Source organism: Halalkalibacter urbisdiaboli (genome assembly GCF_002156385.1).
In the GTDB taxonomy this organism is placed as follows: domain Bacteria; phylum Bacillota; class Bacilli; order Bacillales; family Bacillaceae_D; genus Halalkalibacter_A; species Halalkalibacter_A urbisdiaboli.
The window spans coordinates 676777-696006 of the sequence record NZ_MVJM01000001.1 but is presented as its reverse complement, the minus strand read 5'-3'; the positions used below and the strand labels follow the sequence as shown (position 1 = coordinate 696006).

Genomic DNA, 19230 nt, shown 5'->3' with positions numbered 1-19230 from the left:
AATGAGCGAAGAACGAATGGTGCCTGATCAAACACCTGAAATCGAACGTGGGTATGTGAAAGGTGAAGTCCTTCATATTGTATTTCGTAATGAGGAAAACTATTATACTGTTGCCACTATACGAATTCGGAAAACAAATGAGGATTACAAAGAAAAGCAAGTGACGATTGTCGGTGTACTTCCACAGCTTGAGCCTGATGAAACGTTTGTTTTTTTTGGGCGGTTTATTGAACACCCGCGCTTTGGTATGCAATATCAGGTTGAACAATTTCGCCGTGATTTACCACAAACAAAGCAAGGAATTACTCTTTATTTAGCGAGTGATCGATTCCCTGGCATCGGAAAAAAAACAGCAGAAACTATTGTCGATGCGTTGGGTGAGAGAGCGATTACCCGAATCGTCGAAAATCGGGCTGTGCTTAATGATGTCCCAAAGCTTTCAAAGGAAAAAGCGGACATGCTGTACCAACAATTAATTGACCAACAAGGGGTCGAACAAGTATTAATGACATTATCCGAGTATGGATTTGGATTAGAATTATCTATGAAAGTGTACCAAACCTACAAATCACAAGCACTTGATATTATCCGATCAAATCCGTATCAATTAATTGCCGATATAGAGGGGATTGGCTTTCGTCGTGCTGATCAGTTAGGAGCGGCGATTGGTTTAACAGGTAGTCATCCAGAACGGATTAAGGCGGGGTGTTTATTTCTAATTCACGAGCTTTGTTTACAGGAGGGCCATGTCTATATCAAAGCTACCGACCTCATCCCTCATGTTCAGCAGCTTTTGTCATCACCAGAAATCGGAATAGTTATAGAACAAATTGAGGTTCAGTTACAGCAAATGGATGAAGAGGGCACAATCGTCATCGAGGATCAGCGTATTTATATAAAATCATTATATTATGCAGAAAAAGGGATTGTAACAAGCGTTCGACGCTTAATGAGTGAGGAAGTGAAAGAAGAGTTTCCTGAAGCAGAGTTCTTAAAAACGATCGGAGAGCTTGAGGAAACATTTAACATTGAATACGCTACTTCTCAAAAAGAGGCTATCCAAACGGCTTTATCGTCACCATTCATGATTTTAACCGGGGGACCCGGGACAGGGAAAACAACTGTCATTAAAGGAATCGTCGAGGTTTATGCGCGACTTCACGGATTGTCGCTCGATCCAAGAGCTTATACACGAAGTAATCCTTTTCCAATCTTGCTAGTCGCACCGACAGGAAGGGCCGCGAAAAGGATGAGTGAGGCAACAGAGCTTCCCGCGACAACGATACACCGTTTACTTGGGTGGAAGGGTGGAAGTGGTGGATTCGAAAAAAGTGAATATGAGCCATTACAAGGTGAATTACTAATTGTTGATGAAGTATCGATGGTTGATATTTGGTTAGCGAATCAACTATTAAAATCAGTGCCAAAGGGAATGCAGGTCGTTTTTGTAGGGGACCAGCACCAGCTTCCTTCAGTTGGACCAGGCCAAGTGCTCAGAGATTTATTGGACTCTCGTATCATACCGACGGTTCCACTCACAGATATTTATCGACAGGCTGAAGGTTCATCCATTATAGAGCTAGCTCATGAGATGAAGGAAGGAAAGCTCCCAGCTAACTTAACAGAAGCACAAGCAGATAGACGTTTTTTTCCTTGTCAGACAGAACATGTCCAAGAAGTTGTTCGGCAAGTGTGTGAAAATGCGATTAAAAAGGGCTATACGGCAAAAGAGATTCAGGTTTTAGCACCTATGTATAAAGGGAGTGCAGGAATAACTGAACTTAATACGATGCTTCAACAATTGTTTAATCCGAAAAGTGAACAACGACGTGAGTTAACTTTTGGAGACATTACTTATCGAACAGGCGATATTGTATTACAGCTTATGAATAACGCCGAGGAACACGTATATAACGGAGACCGTGGTGAAATTGTTGCGATTTTTTATGCAAAGGAAAACGAGGAACGCCAAGATCAGGTGGTGATTTCCTTTGATGGAACAGAGGTAGTTTATAATAAAAAAGACCTTAATCAAATTACATTAGCCTATTGCTGTTCGATTCACAAATCTCAAGGAAGTGAATTTCCAATAGTAGTTATGCCAGTCGTTCGAAATTATGCAAGGATGTTAAGAAGAAATTTAATTTATACTGGTATAACTAGGGCTAAGCAATTTTTAATTTTATGTGGTGAATTAAAAGCCATTCATACAGCGATTGCAAAGGAAGAAGAGGTTATTCGACATTCCATGCTTTGTGAGAAACTCAAACAACTTGATGAGAATGGAAATGGTCAACTAACATAAAGAGCGAGCTTTTTCACAACCTATAAATGTTCGGAAAGGTGGCGATCACTTTGCGGACATTTTCAACCATTGAAGGTCTTCCTGTTATCGATTTATCATCTGGAAATGAATGTGGGCATGTATTAGACTTACTGTTTTCCGGTCAGGAAGTAATAGGGTTTGTAATTGATCAGAAGGGTTGGTTTAATCATCATCTTTTCCTCCCAATTTCAGCAGTGTCAAGTTTTGGCAATGATGGGGTAATGGTTGAAGAACGTAAGGTATTACACCCATATAAAAAAGAGTATAAGGAAGAAGCCTTTCCTTTAAAGCTCGGAAAACGTAAATTTCAAGGGAAGCCATTATTAACTACTGAAGGAGAAAAAATTGGCTTGGTAGAAGATGTATATTTCTCCGAAGAAGTGGGCACGATTATAGGGTATGAAGTGACGGATGGGTTGCTGGCCGATATCGTTGAAGGACGGAAAGTAGTTAAAAGTAAAGGTCAATTAACGATTGGAGAGGATAGAGCAATCCTGTCGATTTAAAGGAGGCCCTCATCGTGCGTTGTCCAAATTGCCAAAATAAAGACATAGGAAAAATTGGTACAAATCAGTACTACTGTTGGAATTGTTTTGTGGAAATGAGTTTAGTTAAAGGGAAGCTTTCATTACACCAAGTGGAGGAAGATGGTTCACTTAGTTCTCTAGATGATTTATTTGAGGAACAGGACCTACATGTTGAGATGTAAACCCAAATCTATCAGGTGGTGACATCAAATGGGAAGAACAATGACTTCACTATTGGCAATCGGCATTGGTGCGGCTGCTTATTCAATGAGTAATCGTCGTACAAAGCAAAAAATGAACCAAATGATAGAACCGATAATGAAGATGGATTTAAATAAATGGATGAATACGCGTGCGTGGAAAAAAATGCAACGTAACATTACACGCGCTTTTTCTTAATAACTCTAGAGTGTACAAAGGTCTCCAATCCCTTTGTACACTCTTTTTTTGAAGCTTCTTTATTCTGGCCTAGGACTTAATGGATTACATTCTGGTGCATCCATTTCTGACGATTCAGCAAGCTTCATTAAGTAATAGCATTCTTCACGGGCCATATGGTCAGCCATTAATTCGGATAATGTTCCTAACAGTTTATTCGTCATTTCTAATTCTTCTAGCTCATCTAAAAAGGCTTTAAATAAGATAATTTCAAGTTTAACATCCTCGTTAAATCTTGAGAGAGCGGGGAACTGCTCCACATTGGAACGAAGATATCCAGCCATTTCAACTGCTTTTATATAAAATTGCTCAAAGGTTTCAGTAAAATATTCACTTTTTAGATTAAGTTTTTTCTCAACTAAATCTAAGGAGTCACTAATACCCCCAGCATGACCAGCAGCATCTAATAGCCATACTAAATGGTGGTGCAAAGGATGACAGCGAGGTGGGACTGACTGTTCAATTAAATAAGGAAGAATTCGAATATACTCCTCTACTTCATTAACCATGTGATTTATAAAGGTTGGAGACAACTCAATTTTAATATCCCCTACAAGATGATCTTTCACAATATTAAGTTTGTATTCCTTAATGCTGTTGGCTTGCTCATATGAAATTCGGTTTAGTCTATCAAGCTCAGTTCCTGTTGGATTGGAACGTGCCGAAGTAAGAAGTTGGTCAAATATTTCAATAAATTCACTTGCCCGATTAACATAATCCTGTTCATCTGGAGCTAAAGCGTCATGAATCATTCGTGCATGGTCACCAAGCACTTGTAACCAAAATTGGTGTTCAAACCAAGCTGTTTCTTGATAAGATTTCATTTCATTTTCCTCCTTCTTCAATACATAACTTTATGAGGTGAACACCTAATTGGTGCAAATGTATTCTGAAATTTTTAGGGAATTGAAGGAGAATTAAATAAAACCTAAAAAAAACACACAACCTAACTAAATGGATAGCACTGAAATAAGTAAACCTAACCTTTTAAGGACTTTGAGGAGTAGGAGATGGCTAGGCAACCTTGCTTATGTGCATTGTAGGCTACTGAAAAAGCTAAACCGAACTTTTCAGTGTTCCCTAACTATATGGAGGTGGGTGTGTTGGAGAAAAAAGTAGAGCATAAATGGCTAATACGTCTTATTTTGATATTACTTTTATTGCTTAATGTTTTTGTTCTTCTGAAGCTCACACCAATTTTTGTACCTATTTATGAGGTTTTTAAAGCACTTCTTATACCATTAAGTATTGCAGCGTTATTTACATATTTACTACATCCGCTTGTTGAGGACCTGCATAGTCGGGGGCTCTCTCGACCACTCGCGGTAATTTTAGTGTTTATCGGAATTATCTCGTTTTTTTGCTTTGCAGCAATCGTCGGGATTCCAGCATTAATTCAACAAATTCAGCGAGCTTTACTGGAATTACCAGTACAAATTAGAGGAATAGAGGCGTTGCTCGTTCAAGCACAGGAGCAAGTTAAGACGATGCCTTATCCGATTCAAGAACATTTCCAAGGCTGGACGGAGCAAATCGAGGTGTATAGTAAAAAGGCTTTGGATCAAATCGAGTATGTTATGCTCGTATTACTTCAATCAATGGTTGCGTTTATTGTCATCCCGTTTCTAATCTTTTTTATTTTGAAGGATTATGACCAAATAGAAAAAGTAGCTTGGTATTTGACACCACGTAAATGGCGAGAACCTTTAAAGGTTTTTATTAAAGATGTAGATGTCACGTTTGGACGTTATATTCGAGGTCAATTATTAGTAGCATTTTCTGTGGGAATTATTTCGATAACAGGATTATGGTTTCTTGGTGTACCCTATCCCATTGTTTTAGGGTTATTTATAGCTGCAACGGACCTAATTCCTTATTTTGGTGCCTTTTTAGGTGCGGTTCCAGCGGTTATTGTGGCGTTTCTTGAATCATGGCAGCTTGGATTACTAACGGTCTTGCTAATCTTTGTTATTCAGCAGATTGAAGGGAATATACTATCCCCTATTATCGTTGGAAAAACGCTACACCTTCATCCGTTACTTATCATTCTTGCTTTACTCGCTGGTGTTGAAATCGGAGGAATTGTTGGGCTTTTACTTGCGGTACCAACTTTAGCGATAATTAAAGTTATTCTCGTACATGTTCGATATCATGTGATGAAACATTGACAATTGATCTGAGGTTTTTTTATAATAGTAAAGGCAGTTTTAGAAATGAAAAACGAAGACGGAAAGAGTATGTAACAGCCCACTGTTCAGAGAAGTGCTCCCTTGGCTGAAAGGAGCCTAGTGAAGTGTTACAGAAAGCTACTCCTGAGTGCAGGTAAACCCTGCCGTAAGCCGCGTTAAGGCTCCGAAGTGATGGACAACCAGTCCATAATTAGGGTGGTACCGCGTGATTATAGCTCTCGTCCCTTTATTGGGATGGGGGTTTTTTTGTATAGGCGACACGAATGTGGCGCCGGCAGCCGACGTAAGGCGGCTCAAGGTTTAAAAGGCGACACGAACGTGGCGTCGGCAGCCGACGTAAGGCGGCTCAAGGTTTAAAAGGCGACACGAACGCGGCGCCTGTTAGATTAATTACTTTAATAATAATTACTAAGATAAAGGAGAAATGTATCATGAAAAAGCTGACATCAGCTCAAGTGAGACAAATGTATTTAGACTTTTTTAAGGAAAAAGGGCATGATATCGAACCAAGTGCATCGCTTGTTCCGCATGAGGACCCATCACTACTTTGGATAAATAGTGGGGTTGCAACATTAAAAAAATACTTTGATGGTCGTGTAATACCGGAAAATCCAAGAATCACCAATGCACAAAAATCAATTCGAACAAATGATATTGAAAATGTTGGGAAAACAGCACGTCATCATACATTTTTTGAAATGTTAGGGAACTTTTCAATTGGCGACTACTTTAAAGAAGAAGCAATTGAATGGGCGTGGGAATTTTTAACGAGTGAAAAGTGGATTGGCTTTGAAGCGAATAAATTATCAGTTACTGTTCATCCAGAAGATAGTGAAGCGTACGACTATTGGCATCAGAAAATTGGTATTCCTGAAGAACGTATTATTCGTCTTGAAGGGAACTTCTGGGATATTGGGGAAGGCCCAAGTGGACCGAATACCGAAATATTTTATGATCGTGGAGTGGAGTATGGCAATGACCCAAATGACCCTGAGCTTTATCCAGGTGGAGAAAATGAACGCTATTTAGAAGTGTGGAACCTAGTATTTTCACAGTTTAATCATAATCCTGATGGAACGTATACACCGCTTCCAAAGAAGAACATTGATACAGGAATGGGACTAGAGCGAATGGTTTCCGTAATTCAAGATGTCCCAACTAACTTTGAAACAGATTTATTTTTACCAATTATTCAAGCTACAGAAAAGTTAAGCTCTGTAAAGTACGGAGAAGATCCAGAGAAGGACGTAGCGTATAAAGTGATTGCTGATCATGTTCGTACCGTAACATTTGCGGTAACCGATGGTGCACTTCCTTCTAATGAGGGGCGCGGATACGTATTACGACGCCTACTGAGAAGAGCTGTCCGTTACGCGAAACTTATTAATATAGATCGTCCATTTATGTATGAGCTCGTCCCAGTGGTTGGTGAAATTATGGTTGATTTCTACCCAGAGGTTAAAGAAAAAACCGAGTTTGTACAAAAAGTAATGAAAAATGAAGAAGAACGTTTTCATGAAACACTCCATGAGGGGTTAACGATCCTTGGGAAAATATTAGACGATGCAAAAACGAACAATAAGCAGGTTATTGATGGGGCAGATGTGTTCCGTTTGTATGATACGTATGGCTTTCCAGTTGATTTAACAGAAGAGTATGTGGAGGAACAAGGTTTAACAATTGATCGTGAAGGCTTTGAACGTGAAATGGATCGTCAACGTGAGCGTGCTCGTTCAGCTCGACAAGAATCCGGCTCTATGCAGGTTCAAGATGAGTTACTAGGTACATTAACAGTTGAGAGCTCCTTTGTAGGTTATAATCAGCTATCAGCTGAGGGGACGGTTGAAGTCATTATTCGAGATAAACAGCAAGTAGAAGAAGCTCAAGCTGGAGATGAGATTCAAGTTATTTTAAGTGAAACACCGTTTTATGCCGAAAGTGGTGGACAAGTAGCGGACAGAGGAATCATTCGTGGTGAGGGTGTTGTTGTTGAAGTAACAAATGTGAAGAACGCTCCAAATGGACAAAACCTTCATACAGCGATTGTAAAGGAAGGTACGTTTAGAAGTGGAATGATTGTCTCGTCTATTGTTGAGGAGACGGGACGTATCGGAATTGTAAAAAATCATACAGCGACTCACCTTCTCCATCAAGCACTTAAGGATGTACTAGGGGAACATGTAAATCAAGCTGGTTCTCTTGTTTCAGGGGAGCGCCTTCGTTTTGACTTCTCGCATTTTGGTCAAGTAACACAAGAAGAGTTAGCAAAAGTTGAAGCGATTGTGAATGAAAAGGTTTGGAATGCTTTAGCTGTAGATATTTCCTTGAAAAAGCTTGATGAAGCAAAAGCAATGGGTGCAATGGCATTATTCGGTGAAAAATATGGCGAAACCGTACGTGTTGTTAAAGTAGGTGAGTATAGTCTAGAGCTATGCGGTGGTTGCCACGTTAATAATACAGCGGAAATCGGGCTATTTAAGATCGTATCCGAGTCAGGTATTGGGGCAGGTATTCGACGAATTGAAGCTGTAACTGGAAAAGGTGCATATGAATATATGAACAGTCAGCTTGAGCTTCTTAAGGACACTGCAACAATGGTAAAAGCCAAAAATGTAAAGGATGTTCCTGCCCGTATTGAAGGATTACAGCAACAAATTCGAGAACTTCAACGAGAAAATGAATCTTTAGCTGCAAAAATGGGTAACATGGAAGCTGGAAATCTAATTGATGAAGCCGTTGAATTAAATGGTGTATCTGTATTATCTAAACAAGTACATGCAAATGATATGGATGCATTACGAGCGATAGTTGATAAGCTTAAATTAGAATTAGATTCAGGTATCATCGTACTTGGAGCCGTTTCTGGAGAGAAAGTGAACTTAGTAGCTGGTGTTACAAAGGATTTAGTTGGTCAAGGCTATCATGCCGGGAAATTAGTGAAAGAAGTAGCAACCCGTTGCGGTGGTGGTGGCGGTGGTCGCCCTGATATGGCTCAAGCTGGTGGTAAAAATCCAGATCAACTAGAAGAAGCTTTGGCCTATGTGAAGGAATATGTAAATACAATTTCCTAATCATAGGTTTATGTTGTACAATGGAAGTAGACAAGCCCATTGTTAAAAGATGTAAGAAAGAGGTGTTCGTGATGAGCTCTATGGACAAAACGATGCAATTTAATTTTCACGATGACTCGGTTGATATTGATGTCCATGAGGTATTACTTTCGGTGTATGAGGCTCTTGAAGAGAAAGGCTACAATCCGATTAACCAAATTGTTGGCTATTTATTATCGGGAGACCCTGCGTACATTCCACGTCATAAGGATGCACGTACTTTAATACGAAAGCTGGAGCGCGATGAACTGATTGAACAATTAGTCAAATCATATTTGTCACAGCACCGTAAGGGAGAATAGATGAGGGCATTAGGATTAGATGTAGGTACAAAAACAGTCGGTATCGCCTTAAGTGATGAGTTAGGTTGGACGGCACAAGGGTTAGAGACTTTAAAGAGAAATGAAGATGATCCTTTAAAAGATTATGAATTCATTGCAAAAATCGTCGCTGAGTACGGAGTTGAGACTATAGTCGTTGGACTACCAAAAAATATGAACGGAACAATTGGTCCAAGCGGTGAAAGTTGTCAGGCATTTGCGGATAAACTAAAAGAGTATGTCCCATGTGAAATTAAAATGTGGGATGAACGGTTAACAACAGTTGCAGCAGAGAAAATGCTAATAACAGCTGATGTTAGTCGGAAGAAACGGAAAAAAGTCATTGATAAAATGGCTGCCGTGATGATTCTCCAAGGATATCTTGACCACAAAGGAAACTAAGAAAGAGGTGCAAAACCAATGGCACAAGAAGAAAAAGAACGGATCGTAATCCCTGATGAAAACGGGGATGAACATTTATTTGATGAATTGTTTAAATTTACGGTTGATGAAACTGGAAAGTCCTACATTCTCGTGACACCAGTTGGTGAACAAGAGGGAGAGGACGAGGAAGACGTAGAAGTATTTGCCTTCCGTTATGAAGATCGTGATGATGAAGAAAACGATATTGCACTTTTCCCAGTTGAAACTGATGAAGAATGGGAAATGGTCGAAGAAATGTTAAATACATTCTCTGAAGAAGAAGAATAAACTTTATGCACCAGCTTATTGAAAGCTGGTGTATTTTTTTTATCCAATAAAGAATGAGGCTAAAGATAGTCACTATTTCCATGTAATATATAGGTGGAAACGATGGTAGGACGAATTTCTTTCCATGCAATTTAAATAATTGATAAATTTCCTCTAATAATCTCGTAAAATGTAGTATAATGGTACGGGGTAAGGAGGAGAAAAATGTCTGATTCCAATGAAAAATCACGAAATCAATTACTAGAAGAGCGAGTTTCACAGGCAAAGGTGGTTAGAAAAATCGTCTTTTTTTGTGTAATTGCGATTATTATAATAGGTACAATTGTTTTATTAAGTGGGTATTCCTATATTAAAAAGGCGCTTGGCCCAATCGATGAAGAAAGTACGGAAATGATTGAGGTAACGATCCCGATTGGTTCATCTTCTACTCAAATTGGACGAATTCTTGAAGAGTCAGGGTTAATCAAAAATGGTACACTGTTTCGTTACTACGTACGCTATAAAAATGAATCCGGATTTCAAGCCGGTGATTATGCTTTGTCTCCATCAATGACAATGGATGAAATGATTAGTGAATTAAAGGAAGGAAAGGTCCTGCAGGAAGCTAAATTGATTTTCACCGTTCCAGAAGGAAGATGGCTTGAAGATGTTGTTTCTGTTATTGCCAAAGAAACGAGCCATACCGAAGAACAGATTATGGATGTGCTAACTAATCGCGAATATATCGAAGGTTTAATTGAACAGTTTCCAATGCTGACAGAAGCGATCCTCAATGTACATATTCGCTATCCGTTAGAGGGGTATTTATTCCCTTCGCGTTATGATTTTGTTAATGAAAATCCTTCTATCGAGGAAATCATTGAAGTTATGCTAGAACGTACTCAACTTGTTGTTGATGAATTAGCGCTGGAAATTGAAGAGAGTGGTTATACCGTTCATGAGATTATCACACTTGCTTCTATTATTGAGAGAGAGGCACAAACATCAGAAGATCGCTATTTAATCAGTGGTGTTCTCCATAATCGTTTAGATAGAGGAATGAAGCTTCAAGTCGATCCAACGGTAGCATATGCGATTGGTGAACACCGTTATATGACAACGTATAAGGACTTAGAGTTTGATTCTCCTTATAATACGTATCGTTATGAAGGTATACCAATTGGTCCAATTGCCAATCCTGGAAAAGATTCTGTACAAGCTGCTGTAAAACCTGAAAGAACAAATTATCTCTATTTTTACGCAAGATATAATGGAGAAGTCATTTATAATGAATCGTATGAAGAGCATAATCGAGCTCATCAAATGTACCGTGATGAATGGATTGAAGCAGAACAAAAACAAGAGTAAAAGAGGAGGGGATGTGACGTAGGCACATTCCCTCTCTTTATCGAAAAATATTGGAGGAAACAACCATGCTAGATTCTCACGTAGAAGACTATTTGAAAACACTTGTTCCTGCAAGAGGTGAGCGGATAGAAGAAATGGAACGGTACGCAAAAGAACATGAAGTACCAATCATGGACCTAGTTGGAATGGAAAGCTTACTTCAGCAATTAAGAATAGTTCAACCAAAACGTATTTTAGAAATTGGTGCAGCAATTGGCTATTCAGCCATTCGAATGGCTGTAGCTCTTCCGAATGCAACCGTCGTGACGATTGAGCGTGATGAAGAGCGTTACAAGCTTGCCTTAGAAAATATTAAATTAAATGGATTGCAAGGTCGAATTCACGTGTTATTTGGAGATGCGCTTGAATTAGCTGAAAAACTTGAAGAAGAACCCCCTTTTGATGTATTATTTATTGATGCTGCAAAAGGTCAATACCAGCGATTTTTTGATTTATATAGCAATCGTGTCAACATAGGTGGTATTATTATTTCGGATAATGTGTTATTTCGAGGGCTTGTGGCAGAACAAGAAATTGAGAATAAACGATTGCGGAGCCTTTCTAAAAAGCTTCGAACATATAATAAATGGCTTATGGACCATTCCGATTATGAAACGAGAATTTTACCTGTCGGTGATGGACTAGCAGTTAGTATTAAGAAACGGTAAGGGGGAGGGTGACGAAATGAAAAAACCTGAGCTATTAGTCACACCAAAAGATATTGAAGCAGTAAAGAGATTAAGTGATGCTGGAGCGGATGCGTTTGTTATTGGAGAAGAACGCTATGGGTTACGCTTAGCAGGGGAATTTAATCGTTCTGCACTTCGGGAAGCAGTGGAAATAGCGCATCAACGCGGAAAAAAAGTGTATGTCGCCATGAATGCACTTTTTCATAATCATAAGGTTAACGAGTTAGCAGATTATGTTAGCTTTTTAAGTAGCATTGAGGTTGATGGAATTATGTTTGGGGACCCCGCTGTATTAATGACTGTTCGGGAAGTAGCTCCACAAATGAAGCTGCATTGGAATACAGAAATGACAGCAACAAATTGGTTTACGGCGAATTATTGGGGACGTAAAGGGGCAAAGCGTGCTGTTTTAGCAAGAGAAATTAATATGGATGCAATCGTTGAAATAAAGGAGAATGCTGACGTCGAAGTGGAAGTTCAAGTCCATGGGATGACAAATATGTTCCAATCGAAACGAATGCTAATTGGGAATTATATGCAGTTTCAAGGTAAAAACTTAGAGGTAGAACGGACAAGCCAAGATCGACAGCTCTTTTTATTTGATGCTGAAAGAAATGCAAAGTATCCGATTTTTGAAGATGAAAACGGTACTCACATTATGAGTCCAAATGACATTTGCATTATTGATGAGTTAGAGGATATGGTAGATGCAGGAGTGGATTCATTTAAAATTGAAGGTATTTTAAAAACAACAGAGTATATGGAAAAGGTTGTTGCACTTTACCGTGATGCAATAGATTTATGTGTAGAAGACCGGGATACCTATGAGGAAAATAAAGATAGCTATGTTCGGCAAATAGAAGAGATTCAACCAATCAACCGGAAACTTGATACAGGCTTTTTCTTTAAAGAAACGGTTTACTAAGGGAGGGAAATAACAATGCAATTGATTGCTGAGCGTAATGCTGAGGGAAAACGTGTGATAACGAAGAAGCCTGAACTTCTAGCGCCTGCTGGAAGCCTTGAGAAGCTTAAAGTAGCTGTTCATTATGGGGCGGATGCTGTTTTTATTGGTGGGCGAGAATTTGGTTTACGTTCAAGTGCAGATAACTTCTCCATTGAACAAATGAGAGAAGGTGTAGAATTTGCCACAAAATATGGTGCGAAAATCTATGTTACGACGAATATTTATGCACATAATGAAAACATGGACGGGTTAGAAGAATATTTACAGGCTATTGAGGAAGTTGGCGTAACGGGGATAATTGTTGCAGATCCTCTTATTATTGAAACCTGTAAAAAGGCCGCACCAAAGCTTGAAATCCACTTAAGTACACAACAGTCATTAAGTAACTGGTTAGCGGTAAAGTTTTGGAAAGAAGAAGGACTTCATCGTGTTGTACTAGCTCGTGAGGTTGGGCTTGAAGAAATGCTTGAAATTAAAAAACATGTCGATATTGAAATTGAAGCGTTTATACATGGTGCAATGTGTATCTCTTATTCAGGACGATGCGTATTAAGTAATCACATGACGGCCCGCGATTCTAACCGAGGTGGCTGCTGTCAGTCCTGTCGATGGGAGTATGACCTATTCGAAACAAATGGTGAAGGAGAAAAGGCATTATTTTCTCAAGATGATGCACCTTATACGATGAGTCCTAAGGATTTAAACTTAGTTCAAGGGATTCCAAAGATGATTGAGGCTGGCATTGACAGTTTGAAGGTAGAAGGTAGAATGAAATCGATTCACTATGTTGCAACTGTGACTAGTGTATACCGCAAAGTCATTGATGCCTATTGTGCAGATCCTGATAATTTCCAAATTGATAAAGCGTGGTTAGACGAATTAGAAAAATGTGCAAATCGTGACTTTGCAGCACAGTTCTTTGAAGGAACACCAACCTATGAAGAACAGATGTATGGAAATCACCCAAAACGTACAAAATATGACTTTGCAGGTCTTGTTCTTGATTATGATGAAGAAACAGGGATCGTTACGCTTCAGCAACGTAATCATTTTAAACCAGGTGATGAGGTAGAATTTTTTGGTCCTGAACGGGCAAACTTTATTCAGACGGTAGGAACGATTTGGGATGAAGATGGAAATGAACTTGATGCGGCTCGCCATCCTTTACAAATTGTGAAATTTAAGGTGGCTGAGAAGGTTTATCCGCAAAATATGATGCGTAAAGAGGTTAGATAATGGCAAGAAAACCGGTAATAATCGGTGTTGCTGGAGGTACGGCCTCTGGTAAGACGACTGTTGCAAAAGAAATCTTTGAGGAATTTAGTGAGCAATCCATTGTACTTATTGAACAGGATGCCTATTATAAAGATCAAAGTCACCTGAGCTTTGAAGAACGGTTACAAACGAATTATGATCATCCACTGGCTTTTGATAGTGAATTATTGCTAGAACATTTGCAAATGCTCGCAAATCGTCGCGGAATTGACAAGCCTGTTTATGATTATAAAGAACATACACGATCAAACGAGGTCGTTCGGATTGAACCGAAGGATGTTATCATCTTAGAAGGGATTCTTATTTTGGAAGATGAGCGTCTCCGTGATCTAATGGACATTAAACTCTTTGTAGATACCGATGCGGACATTCGCATTATTCGTAGACTTTCCCGTGACATAAGTGAGAGAGGGCGTTCTATTGAATCGGTCATCGAGCAGTATACGGATGTTGTACGTCCGATGCATCTTCAATTTATTGAACCAACTAAGCGATACGCAGATGTAATTATCCCAGAAGGTGGTAAAAATCGTGTCGCAATTGATTTAATGGTGACAAAAATTCGTACAATTATTGAAGAGAACGCGATTTTGTAATAGCATAAGGAAAGCGAGGTTTTCAAACCTTGCTTCTTTTTCTACATATGTATTGATAATCTCTATACATGGCAATTATTTTGTAGTTATATTTGAGGAGTGAATGACATGGCTGAAGAAAAAAAGCATTATATGACAATGGATGGTAAACACAAGCTTGAGGAAGAACTAGAGTACTTAAAAACTGAACGACGTAAGGAAGTCGTTGAGCGTATAAAAATTGCTCGTAGCTTTGGTGACTTATCTGAGAATTCTGAGTATGATTCAGCAAAAGAAGAGCAGGCCTTTGTAGAAGGTCGTATTGCTCAGCTAGAGAAAATGATCCGAAATGCTGTTCTTATTGAAGAAGAGCAAGGTTCTGCAAACGTTGTCTCCTTAGGAAAAACAGTGAAATTTATTGAGCTACCTGATGGTGATGAGGAAGAATATACAATCGTAGGTAGTGCTGAATCAGATCCGGCAGAAGGGAAAATTTCGAATGATTCTCCGATGGCACAGAGCTTACTTGGACGAGCGGTTAATGACAGAGTAGTTGTTAATACACCAGGTGGCGAAATGGAAATCGAGATTTTAGAAATTCGTTAAAGTTTTATTCCTAAACTTTATAAATAATGTGTACAAGAATAACCCGAAGTTCCACTATGGAGCTTCGGGTTATTTGTTAACCAAAAAAGAAGTCGATGACATTGGAAGCATTTGAGGCATTCTTATTGTAAAGCTCGGAGTAACCACAATTTGTACAATAAACGACTAAAAACTTATTATGTTGAATATCAAACATTTTTGAGAAACCAGTCCCAGTTGTCGCAATTTCCTTCGTTTCCGCTTCGGTATGACCACATTTTATACAACCTTTTTCAGTCATGAAATCCCTCCCTAAATCTTCGGCTCTCTCTATATAACGAAGAGTAAAAACAAAAGTTTCAAAAAAGGGTGAATTTGTAATGAACGTTTAATTTGAAAATGATAAAATAGACTGATTCGCGTTCCTCACAAAGTTTTTGTATAATGTTAGGATAGATAGAGGGAGAAGGGGAGTGGAAAGGAATGCAAGGAACTCGATTTGAACATCGAAAGAAAAAACGAATTAATAGTGTGTTAAATGTAGCTATTGGTGTAGTCGTCATTCTTATTCTATTTTTTGCTGCTCAGATCTTTTTAGGAATGTCTGAATCAGAAGAAGTATCCGTAGAATCAGAGACGGAGGAAACAGAAATAGAGCAAGAAGAACCGAATCAAGCAGTGAATGAAGACGAAAACGACGAGGCTTCTAATGTTGAAGAAGATCTCAACAATGTCGAGGAGGAAGACCCGCAAGAGGAAGAGCAGTTAGAACCGGTTCCAGACGGTGAGTGGCAACCAATTGGTACAGAGCAAACAGGCGAGTTTTCCCATGATTTTACGAAAAATAGTGTCAATTGGAACGAAATGACAAAGGCCATTCAATATGCAACTGGTCTTGGAGACGATATGATTGTTTGGCGTTTAGAAAATGGCGGGAGTGCGACAAGTGCTTTAGGGACTGTAAGTGCACCTGATAAACAAGATACCCCATACCAAGTGAGGTTAGAGTGGATTGATGGGCAAGGATGGTTACCCGTTGAAAAGGTGGAATTAGAATCTAATCCTTATAAAGGATAATGTTAAAAAACGAGCCGCAGTTCAAACTAGGCTCGTTTTGCTTTGAAATGGACAATGGCAGTATAAATCGGGGCGCCGGATTTAGGGTGTTGATAAATTTGATAATCAACGCGGTTTACTTCAAGCATGAGCACTTTATTTACATCAACCTGGTCATTGATTTTTTTCTCGAGAGCTTCCATGCTTGTTTCCTCGTAGCATTCAATCTTGTCCTCGATTCGTTCTAAATGGATAGTCATAATTTCACCTCCAACATCTTAGTATCCATATCGTATAAGAGCCTTTAGTAAAAAACAAGTGAATTAACTTTGTTAGATGTGTATACTAGGAAAGGAAATAAACAGGTACATAGATGAGAAGGAAAGAAGAAAGGATGGAGTTTAAATGAAGATTGGAATTATTGGTGCAATGGATGAAGAAGTAGAACTGTTAAAAGAGAAGCTAGATCATCGTCAAGATACAACGATTGCGGGGTGTGAATTTCATCAAGGCACGATAGATGGAACGGAGGTTATTCTTTTAAAGTCGGGCATTGGAAAGGTGAATGCTGCGATTGGTACAACCTTATTAATCCAATTATTTCAGCCGGATCAGATCATAAATACGGGCTCAGCTGGTGGGTTTCATCAAGACTTACAGGTTGGTGATATCGTGATATCAACAGAGGTCCGTTATAATGATGTGGATGCGACTGTTTTTGGATATGAATTTGGACAAGTACCAAGAATGCCTGCTTGTTATACACCAAATGAAGAGCTTATTCACCTTGCAGAAAAGGCTGCAGAGAAGGTCGGCGTAACTGCAGTAAAAGGTCTTATTCTATCTGGAGATTCCTTTATGAGTGATCACGAACGGGTTGAAAGCTTAAAGCAACAATTTACTAACCCTTATTGCGCTGAGATGGAAGCAGGAGCGATTGCTCAAGTATGTCATCAATTTAATATTCCATTTGTTATCATTCGTTCACTTTCAGATATTGCAGGATCAGATGCGAAAGTATCATATGACCAATTTTTAGAGACCGCGTCTGTCCATTCAGCCAAACAGGTACTTCTCATGCTAGAGGGTCTGAAGTAATTGGAGAGGATTTCCTCTCCTTATAAACATTACATCCTCCTATTTTGTTGAAAGATGATAGAATAAGGTAAGAGAATAGGAGGAAGATTCATGAGAGAGAAACTAGTAGAAGATCTTGAGTCAAAGATTTTAGATTACAAAAGGTTTGCGTTTATTCTTTTGTCGTTAAGTATCTTTCTTTTTATCGGGTTAATTGTTCCGACTACAGCGATTAAAATAGAGCTACAAGGTTTTGTAGTGGCAGGAGTTTTTATTATGCTTGGATTAGCATTCATTTGTCATAGGATGGCGATGAAGATACAACAGCAGATGCATAGTGATGAAAATGAATCATAAATGTTAAAGAGAATGTTAGGCTAAACTAGTCCTGCATTCTCTTTTTGTATATAGGCTCCTAATACATAGTAAAGGTAACTCTTCATTTCTTGTGTTAAAATAAGGAAAGATTGTTGTGAATAGTGGTAGGGGGAACAAAATTGAAAAAACAACGGGAAACGCATCGTCCTTTTGTATTAGTGGCTGTCATTTTAGCGATGTTTATGGCAGCAGTTGAAGCAACGATTGTCGCAACCGCAGTTCCCGGGATTGTTGCTGATTTAGGGGGATTTTCTTTATTTAGCTGGGTGTTCTCCGCGTATTTATTAATGCAGGTCATTATGATACCGATTTATGGAAAGCTTTCTGACTTATTTGGAAGAAAGCTTATTTTCTCCATTGGTATCTTCATATTTTTAATCGGTTCTTTACTTTGTGGGTTTGCCTCAACAATGGAGTTATTAATTGTTTACCGATTCATTCAAGGATTAGGAGCAGGGGCTGTTCAACCGATTGCTACGACAATTGTAGGTGATATGTACACGAAGGAAGAGCGAGCTAAAATACAAGGATATTTGGCTAGTGTATGGGGAATTTCAGCCATTTTAGGTCCTGTACTTGGTGCAGTTTTTATTAAGTATTTGCATTGGGCATGGATTTTTTGGATTAATATCCCTTTTGGGGTACTTGCTATGCTTGGGGTTATCTTCTTTTTAAACGAATCGATTGAAAAACGTAAGCGATATATTGACTATCCAGGTGCATTACTTCTACTTATTGGCGTTTCATCTTTAATGCTTATTCTGATCCAAGGTGGAGTCAGATGGGCCTGGAACTCAGGACCGATCATCCTGTTAGTGCTCACAAGCTTGTTTAGCTTTGTGTTATTCATTTTACAGGAATCAAGGGCTAAGGAACCTATGATGACCTTAAGTTTATGGAAGCAAAAGGGACTCCGCTATGCTAATATTGCCTCATTTACATCGGGCGCTATGTTACTCGCTATTTCGAGTTTCCTTCCGACCTATGTCCAAGGTGTGTTAAACCAATCCCCGCTAATTGCTGGATTAACGCTAACAGCAATTTCAATTGGTTGGCCGGTATCATCAACAATTGCCGGAAAACTGATGCTAAAAATTGGATTTCGAATGACCGCGGTTATTGGTGGGACGGCTCTTTTAGTAGGTTCAATATGTTACTTAATGCTACCTATTATTTTACATCCGGTATGGGCTGGTATGGCTTCTTTCTTTATCGGGGTAGGAATGGGTTTTGCAACAACAACGTTTGTTGTATCGATTCAAACAACAGTTTCCTGGAATGTTAGAGGGGAAGCGACAGCAATGAACATGTTTATGCGCTCACTAGGCGGGGCGGTTGGAGTTGCTTTTCTAGGAGGGTTATTAAACAGTCGTTTACAGCAGTATTTATCACAATTTGAACGAGAACTCTCATTTGCTCCGACCTTAGACGCTGTAAATTCATTACTCGAAACGGGACAAGATCGTACACTTCCAAGTATTGAATTAGAGATTTTACAAGCAGCTCTTTCTAGTGGATTAGGAGCAGTTTTTCTAGGTATATGTTTTTTTGCGATATTAAGCTTTATTTTAGTCTTATTATTGCCTAAAGATAATCTGAAACAAAACCGAGATAACTAATT

At 39.0% G+C, this 19230-nt stretch carries 22 protein-coding genes and 1 other annotated feature; of the genes, 19 read left to right on the top strand and 3 right to left on the bottom strand.

What is annotated here, in order from left to right:
• Position 1: 1 nt before the first annotated feature.
• The 4 genes from recD2 to B1R93_RS03600 are packed head-to-tail and all read left to right on the top strand — an operon-like array spanning position 2 to position 3252.
• A complete protein-coding gene (recD2, locus tag B1R93_RS03615; RefSeq protein ID WP_088102599.1) occupies positions 2-2305 on the top strand; it encodes an SF1B family DNA helicase RecD2 in 2304 nt (767 codons plus the stop codon).
• Between the two features lie 50 nt (positions 2306-2355).
• Positions 2356-2832 carry a PRC-barrel domain-containing protein gene (locus B1R93_RS03610; RefSeq protein WP_088102598.1) on the top strand — a complete coding sequence of 159 codons (477 nt, stop codon included), beginning with the start codon at positions 2356-2358 and terminating at the stop codon, positions 2830-2832.
• A 14-nt stretch (positions 2833-2846) separates the two neighbouring features.
• Positions 2847-3035: a hypothetical protein gene (locus B1R93_RS03605; RefSeq protein ID WP_207634112.1), complete on the top strand. Its 189-nt coding sequence runs from the start codon at positions 2847-2849 to the stop codon at positions 3033-3035.
• A 28-nt stretch (positions 3036-3063) separates the two neighbouring features.
• Positions 3064-3252 (top strand): DUF3918 family protein, encoded by a 189-nt coding sequence (locus B1R93_RS03600; RefSeq protein ID WP_088102596.1) that lies wholly within the window; start codon positions 3064-3066, stop codon positions 3250-3252.
• A gap of 59 nt (positions 3253-3311) precedes the next feature.
• Here the strand turns inward: B1R93_RS03600 and B1R93_RS03595 are convergent, their stop codons facing one another.
• The gene (locus B1R93_RS03595) at positions 3312-4115 is read right to left on the bottom strand and encodes a DUF2935 domain-containing protein (protein WP_088102595.1); all 804 of its coding nucleotides are present in this window, start codon (positions 4113-4115) and stop codon (positions 3312-3314) included.
• Positions 4116-4394: 279 nt separating this feature from the next.
• On the opposite strand from B1R93_RS03595, the gene B1R93_RS03590 reads away from it, so the two are divergent.
• The 11 genes from B1R93_RS03590 (at position 4395) to greA (ending at position 15119) form a co-directional block, all read left to right on the top strand.
• Complete coding sequence (locus B1R93_RS03590) at positions 4395-5459, top strand: AI-2E family transporter (protein WP_088102594.1); 1065 nt, start codon at positions 4395-4397, stop codon at positions 5457-5459.
• 46 nt (positions 5460-5505) lie between these two features.
• Positions 5506-5709, top strand: a binding site (T-box leader).
• Between the two features lie 202 nt (positions 5710-5911).
• Positions 5912-8551, top strand: coding sequence for an alanine--tRNA ligase (gene alaS, locus B1R93_RS03585; RefSeq protein WP_088102593.1), 2640 nt, complete (start codon positions 5912-5914; stop codon positions 8549-8551).
• A gap of 71 nt (positions 8552-8622) precedes the next feature.
• A complete protein-coding gene (locus B1R93_RS03580; RefSeq protein ID WP_088102592.1) occupies positions 8623-8892 on the top strand; it encodes an IreB family regulatory phosphoprotein in 270 nt (89 codons plus the stop codon).
• Entirely contained in the window at positions 8893-9312 is a 420-nt protein-coding gene (gene ruvX, locus B1R93_RS03575) for a Holliday junction resolvase RuvX (protein WP_088102591.1), read from the top strand.
• An 18-nt stretch (positions 9313-9330) separates the two neighbouring features.
• Positions 9331-9621 (top strand): DUF1292 domain-containing protein, encoded by a 291-nt coding sequence (locus tag B1R93_RS03570; RefSeq protein WP_088102590.1) that lies wholly within the window; start codon positions 9331-9333, stop codon positions 9619-9621.
• Between the two features lie 204 nt (positions 9622-9825).
• The gene (mltG, locus tag B1R93_RS03565; RefSeq protein ID WP_088102589.1) at positions 9826-10968 is read left to right on the top strand and encodes an endolytic transglycosylase MltG; all 1143 of its coding nucleotides are present in this window, start codon (positions 9826-9828) and stop codon (positions 10966-10968) included.
• Positions 10969-11033: 65 nt separating this feature from the next.
• Entirely contained in the window at positions 11034-11675 is a 642-nt protein-coding gene (locus tag B1R93_RS03560) for an O-methyltransferase (protein ID WP_088102588.1), read from the top strand.
• A 16-nt stretch (positions 11676-11691) separates the two neighbouring features.
• Positions 11692-12621 (top strand): peptidase U32 family protein, encoded by a 930-nt coding sequence (locus B1R93_RS03555; RefSeq protein WP_088102587.1) that lies wholly within the window; start codon positions 11692-11694, stop codon positions 12619-12621.
• A 15-nt stretch (positions 12622-12636) separates the two neighbouring features.
• Complete coding sequence (locus tag B1R93_RS03550) at positions 12637-13899, top strand: peptidase U32 family protein (protein ID WP_133058597.1); 1263 nt, start codon at positions 12637-12639, stop codon at positions 13897-13899.
• Entirely contained in the window at positions 13899-14534 is a 636-nt protein-coding gene (gene udk / locus B1R93_RS03545; RefSeq protein WP_088102585.1) for a uridine kinase, read from the top strand. Before B1R93_RS03550 ends, udk begins: the two co-directional genes overlap by 1 nt.
• 108 nt (positions 14535-14642) lie before the next feature.
• Positions 14643-15119: a transcription elongation factor GreA gene (gene greA / locus B1R93_RS03540; protein WP_088102584.1), complete on the top strand. Its 477-nt coding sequence runs from the start codon at positions 14643-14645 to the stop codon at positions 15117-15119.
• A gap of 76 nt (positions 15120-15195) precedes the next feature.
• Here greA and B1R93_RS03535 read toward each other — a convergent pair whose 3' ends face one another.
• Complete coding sequence (locus B1R93_RS03535; RefSeq protein WP_088102583.1) at positions 15196-15399, bottom strand: zinc ribbon domain-containing protein; 204 nt, start codon at positions 15397-15399, stop codon at positions 15196-15198.
• Positions 15400-15581: 182 nt separating this feature from the next.
• Here B1R93_RS03535 and B1R93_RS03530 point away from each other — a divergent pair, with 182 nt between their 5' ends.
• A complete protein-coding gene (locus tag B1R93_RS03530) occupies positions 15582-16175 on the top strand; it encodes a YrrS family protein (RefSeq protein WP_088102582.1) in 594 nt (197 codons plus the stop codon).
• Positions 16176-16201: 26 nt separating this feature from the next.
• On the opposite strand, the gene B1R93_RS03525 is transcribed toward B1R93_RS03530, so the two are convergent.
• Positions 16202-16414 (bottom strand): DUF2536 family protein, encoded by a 213-nt coding sequence (locus B1R93_RS03525; RefSeq protein WP_088102581.1) that lies wholly within the window; start codon positions 16412-16414, stop codon positions 16202-16204.
• Positions 16415-16559: 145 nt separating this feature from the next.
• On the opposite strand from B1R93_RS03525, the gene mtnN reads away from it, so the two are divergent.
• The 3 genes from mtnN to B1R93_RS03510 all read left to right on the top strand — a co-directional run bounded on the left by mtnN (position 16560) and on the right by B1R93_RS03510 (position 19228).
• Entirely contained in the window at positions 16560-17252 is a 693-nt protein-coding gene (gene mtnN / locus B1R93_RS03520; protein WP_088102580.1) for a 5'-methylthioadenosine/S-adenosylhomocysteine nucleosidase, read from the top strand.
• Between the two features lie 90 nt (positions 17253-17342).
• Positions 17343-17588: a YrhC family protein gene (locus tag B1R93_RS03515; protein WP_088102579.1), complete on the top strand. Its 246-nt coding sequence runs from the start codon at positions 17343-17345 to the stop codon at positions 17586-17588.
• 140 nt (positions 17589-17728) lie between these two features.
• Complete coding sequence (locus B1R93_RS03510; protein WP_280949453.1) at positions 17729-19228, top strand: MDR family MFS transporter; 1500 nt, start codon at positions 17729-17731, stop codon at positions 19226-19228.
• Positions 19229-19230: the final 2 nt, after the last annotated feature.

Excerpts from the sequence above, each read along its gene's own strand:
- B1R93_RS03600 (WP_088102596.1), top strand. The coding sequence starts at position 3,064 with ATGGGAAGAACAATGACTTCACTATTGGCAATCGGCATTGGTGCGGCT.
- B1R93_RS03580 (WP_088102592.1), top strand. The coding sequence starts at position 8,623 with ATGAGCTCTATGGACAAAACGATGCAATTTAATTTTCACGATGACTCG.
- B1R93_RS03560 (WP_088102588.1), top strand. The coding sequence starts at position 11,034 with ATGCTAGATTCTCACGTAGAAGACTATTTGAAAACACTTGTTCCTGCA.
- greA (WP_088102584.1), top strand. The coding sequence starts at position 14,643 with ATGGCTGAAGAAAAAAAGCATTATATGACAATGGATGGTAAACACAAG.
- udk (WP_088102585.1), top strand. The coding sequence starts at position 13,899 with ATGGCAAGAAAACCGGTAATAATCGGTGTTGCTGGAGGTACGGCCTCT.
- B1R93_RS03570 (WP_088102590.1), top strand. The coding sequence starts at position 9,331 with ATGGCACAAGAAGAAAAAGAACGGATCGTAATCCCTGATGAAAACGGG.
- mtnN (WP_088102580.1), top strand. The coding sequence starts at position 16,560 with ATGAAGATTGGAATTATTGGTGCAATGGATGAAGAAGTAGAACTGTTA.
- B1R93_RS03550 (WP_133058597.1), top strand. The coding sequence starts at position 12,637 with ATGCAATTGATTGCTGAGCGTAATGCTGAGGGAAAACGTGTGATAACG.
- ruvX (WP_088102591.1), top strand. The coding sequence starts at position 8,893 with ATGAGGGCATTAGGATTAGATGTAGGTACAAAAACAGTCGGTATCGCC.
- B1R93_RS03525 (WP_088102581.1), bottom strand. The coding sequence starts at position 16,414 with ATGACTATCCATTTAGAACGAATCGAGGACAAGATTGAATGCTACGAG.
- B1R93_RS03555 (WP_088102587.1), top strand. The coding sequence starts at position 11,692 with ATGAAAAAACCTGAGCTATTAGTCACACCAAAAGATATTGAAGCAGTA.
- recD2 (WP_088102599.1), top strand. The coding sequence starts at position 2 with ATGAGCGAAGAACGAATGGTGCCTGATCAAACACCTGAAATCGAACGT.
- mltG (WP_088102589.1), top strand. The coding sequence starts at position 9,826 with ATGTCTGATTCCAATGAAAAATCACGAAATCAATTACTAGAAGAGCGA.
- B1R93_RS03595 (WP_088102595.1), bottom strand. The coding sequence starts at position 4,115 with ATGAAATCTTATCAAGAAACAGCTTGGTTTGAACACCAATTTTGGTTA.
- alaS (WP_088102593.1), top strand. The coding sequence starts at position 5,912 with ATGAAAAAGCTGACATCAGCTCAAGTGAGACAAATGTATTTAGACTTT.
- B1R93_RS03530 (WP_088102582.1), top strand. The coding sequence starts at position 15,582 with ATGCAAGGAACTCGATTTGAACATCGAAAGAAAAAACGAATTAATAGT.
- B1R93_RS03535 (WP_088102583.1), bottom strand. The coding sequence starts at position 15,399 with ATGACTGAAAAAGGTTGTATAAAATGTGGTCATACCGAAGCGGAAACG.
- B1R93_RS03515 (WP_088102579.1), top strand. The coding sequence starts at position 17,343 with ATGAGAGAGAAACTAGTAGAAGATCTTGAGTCAAAGATTTTAGATTAC.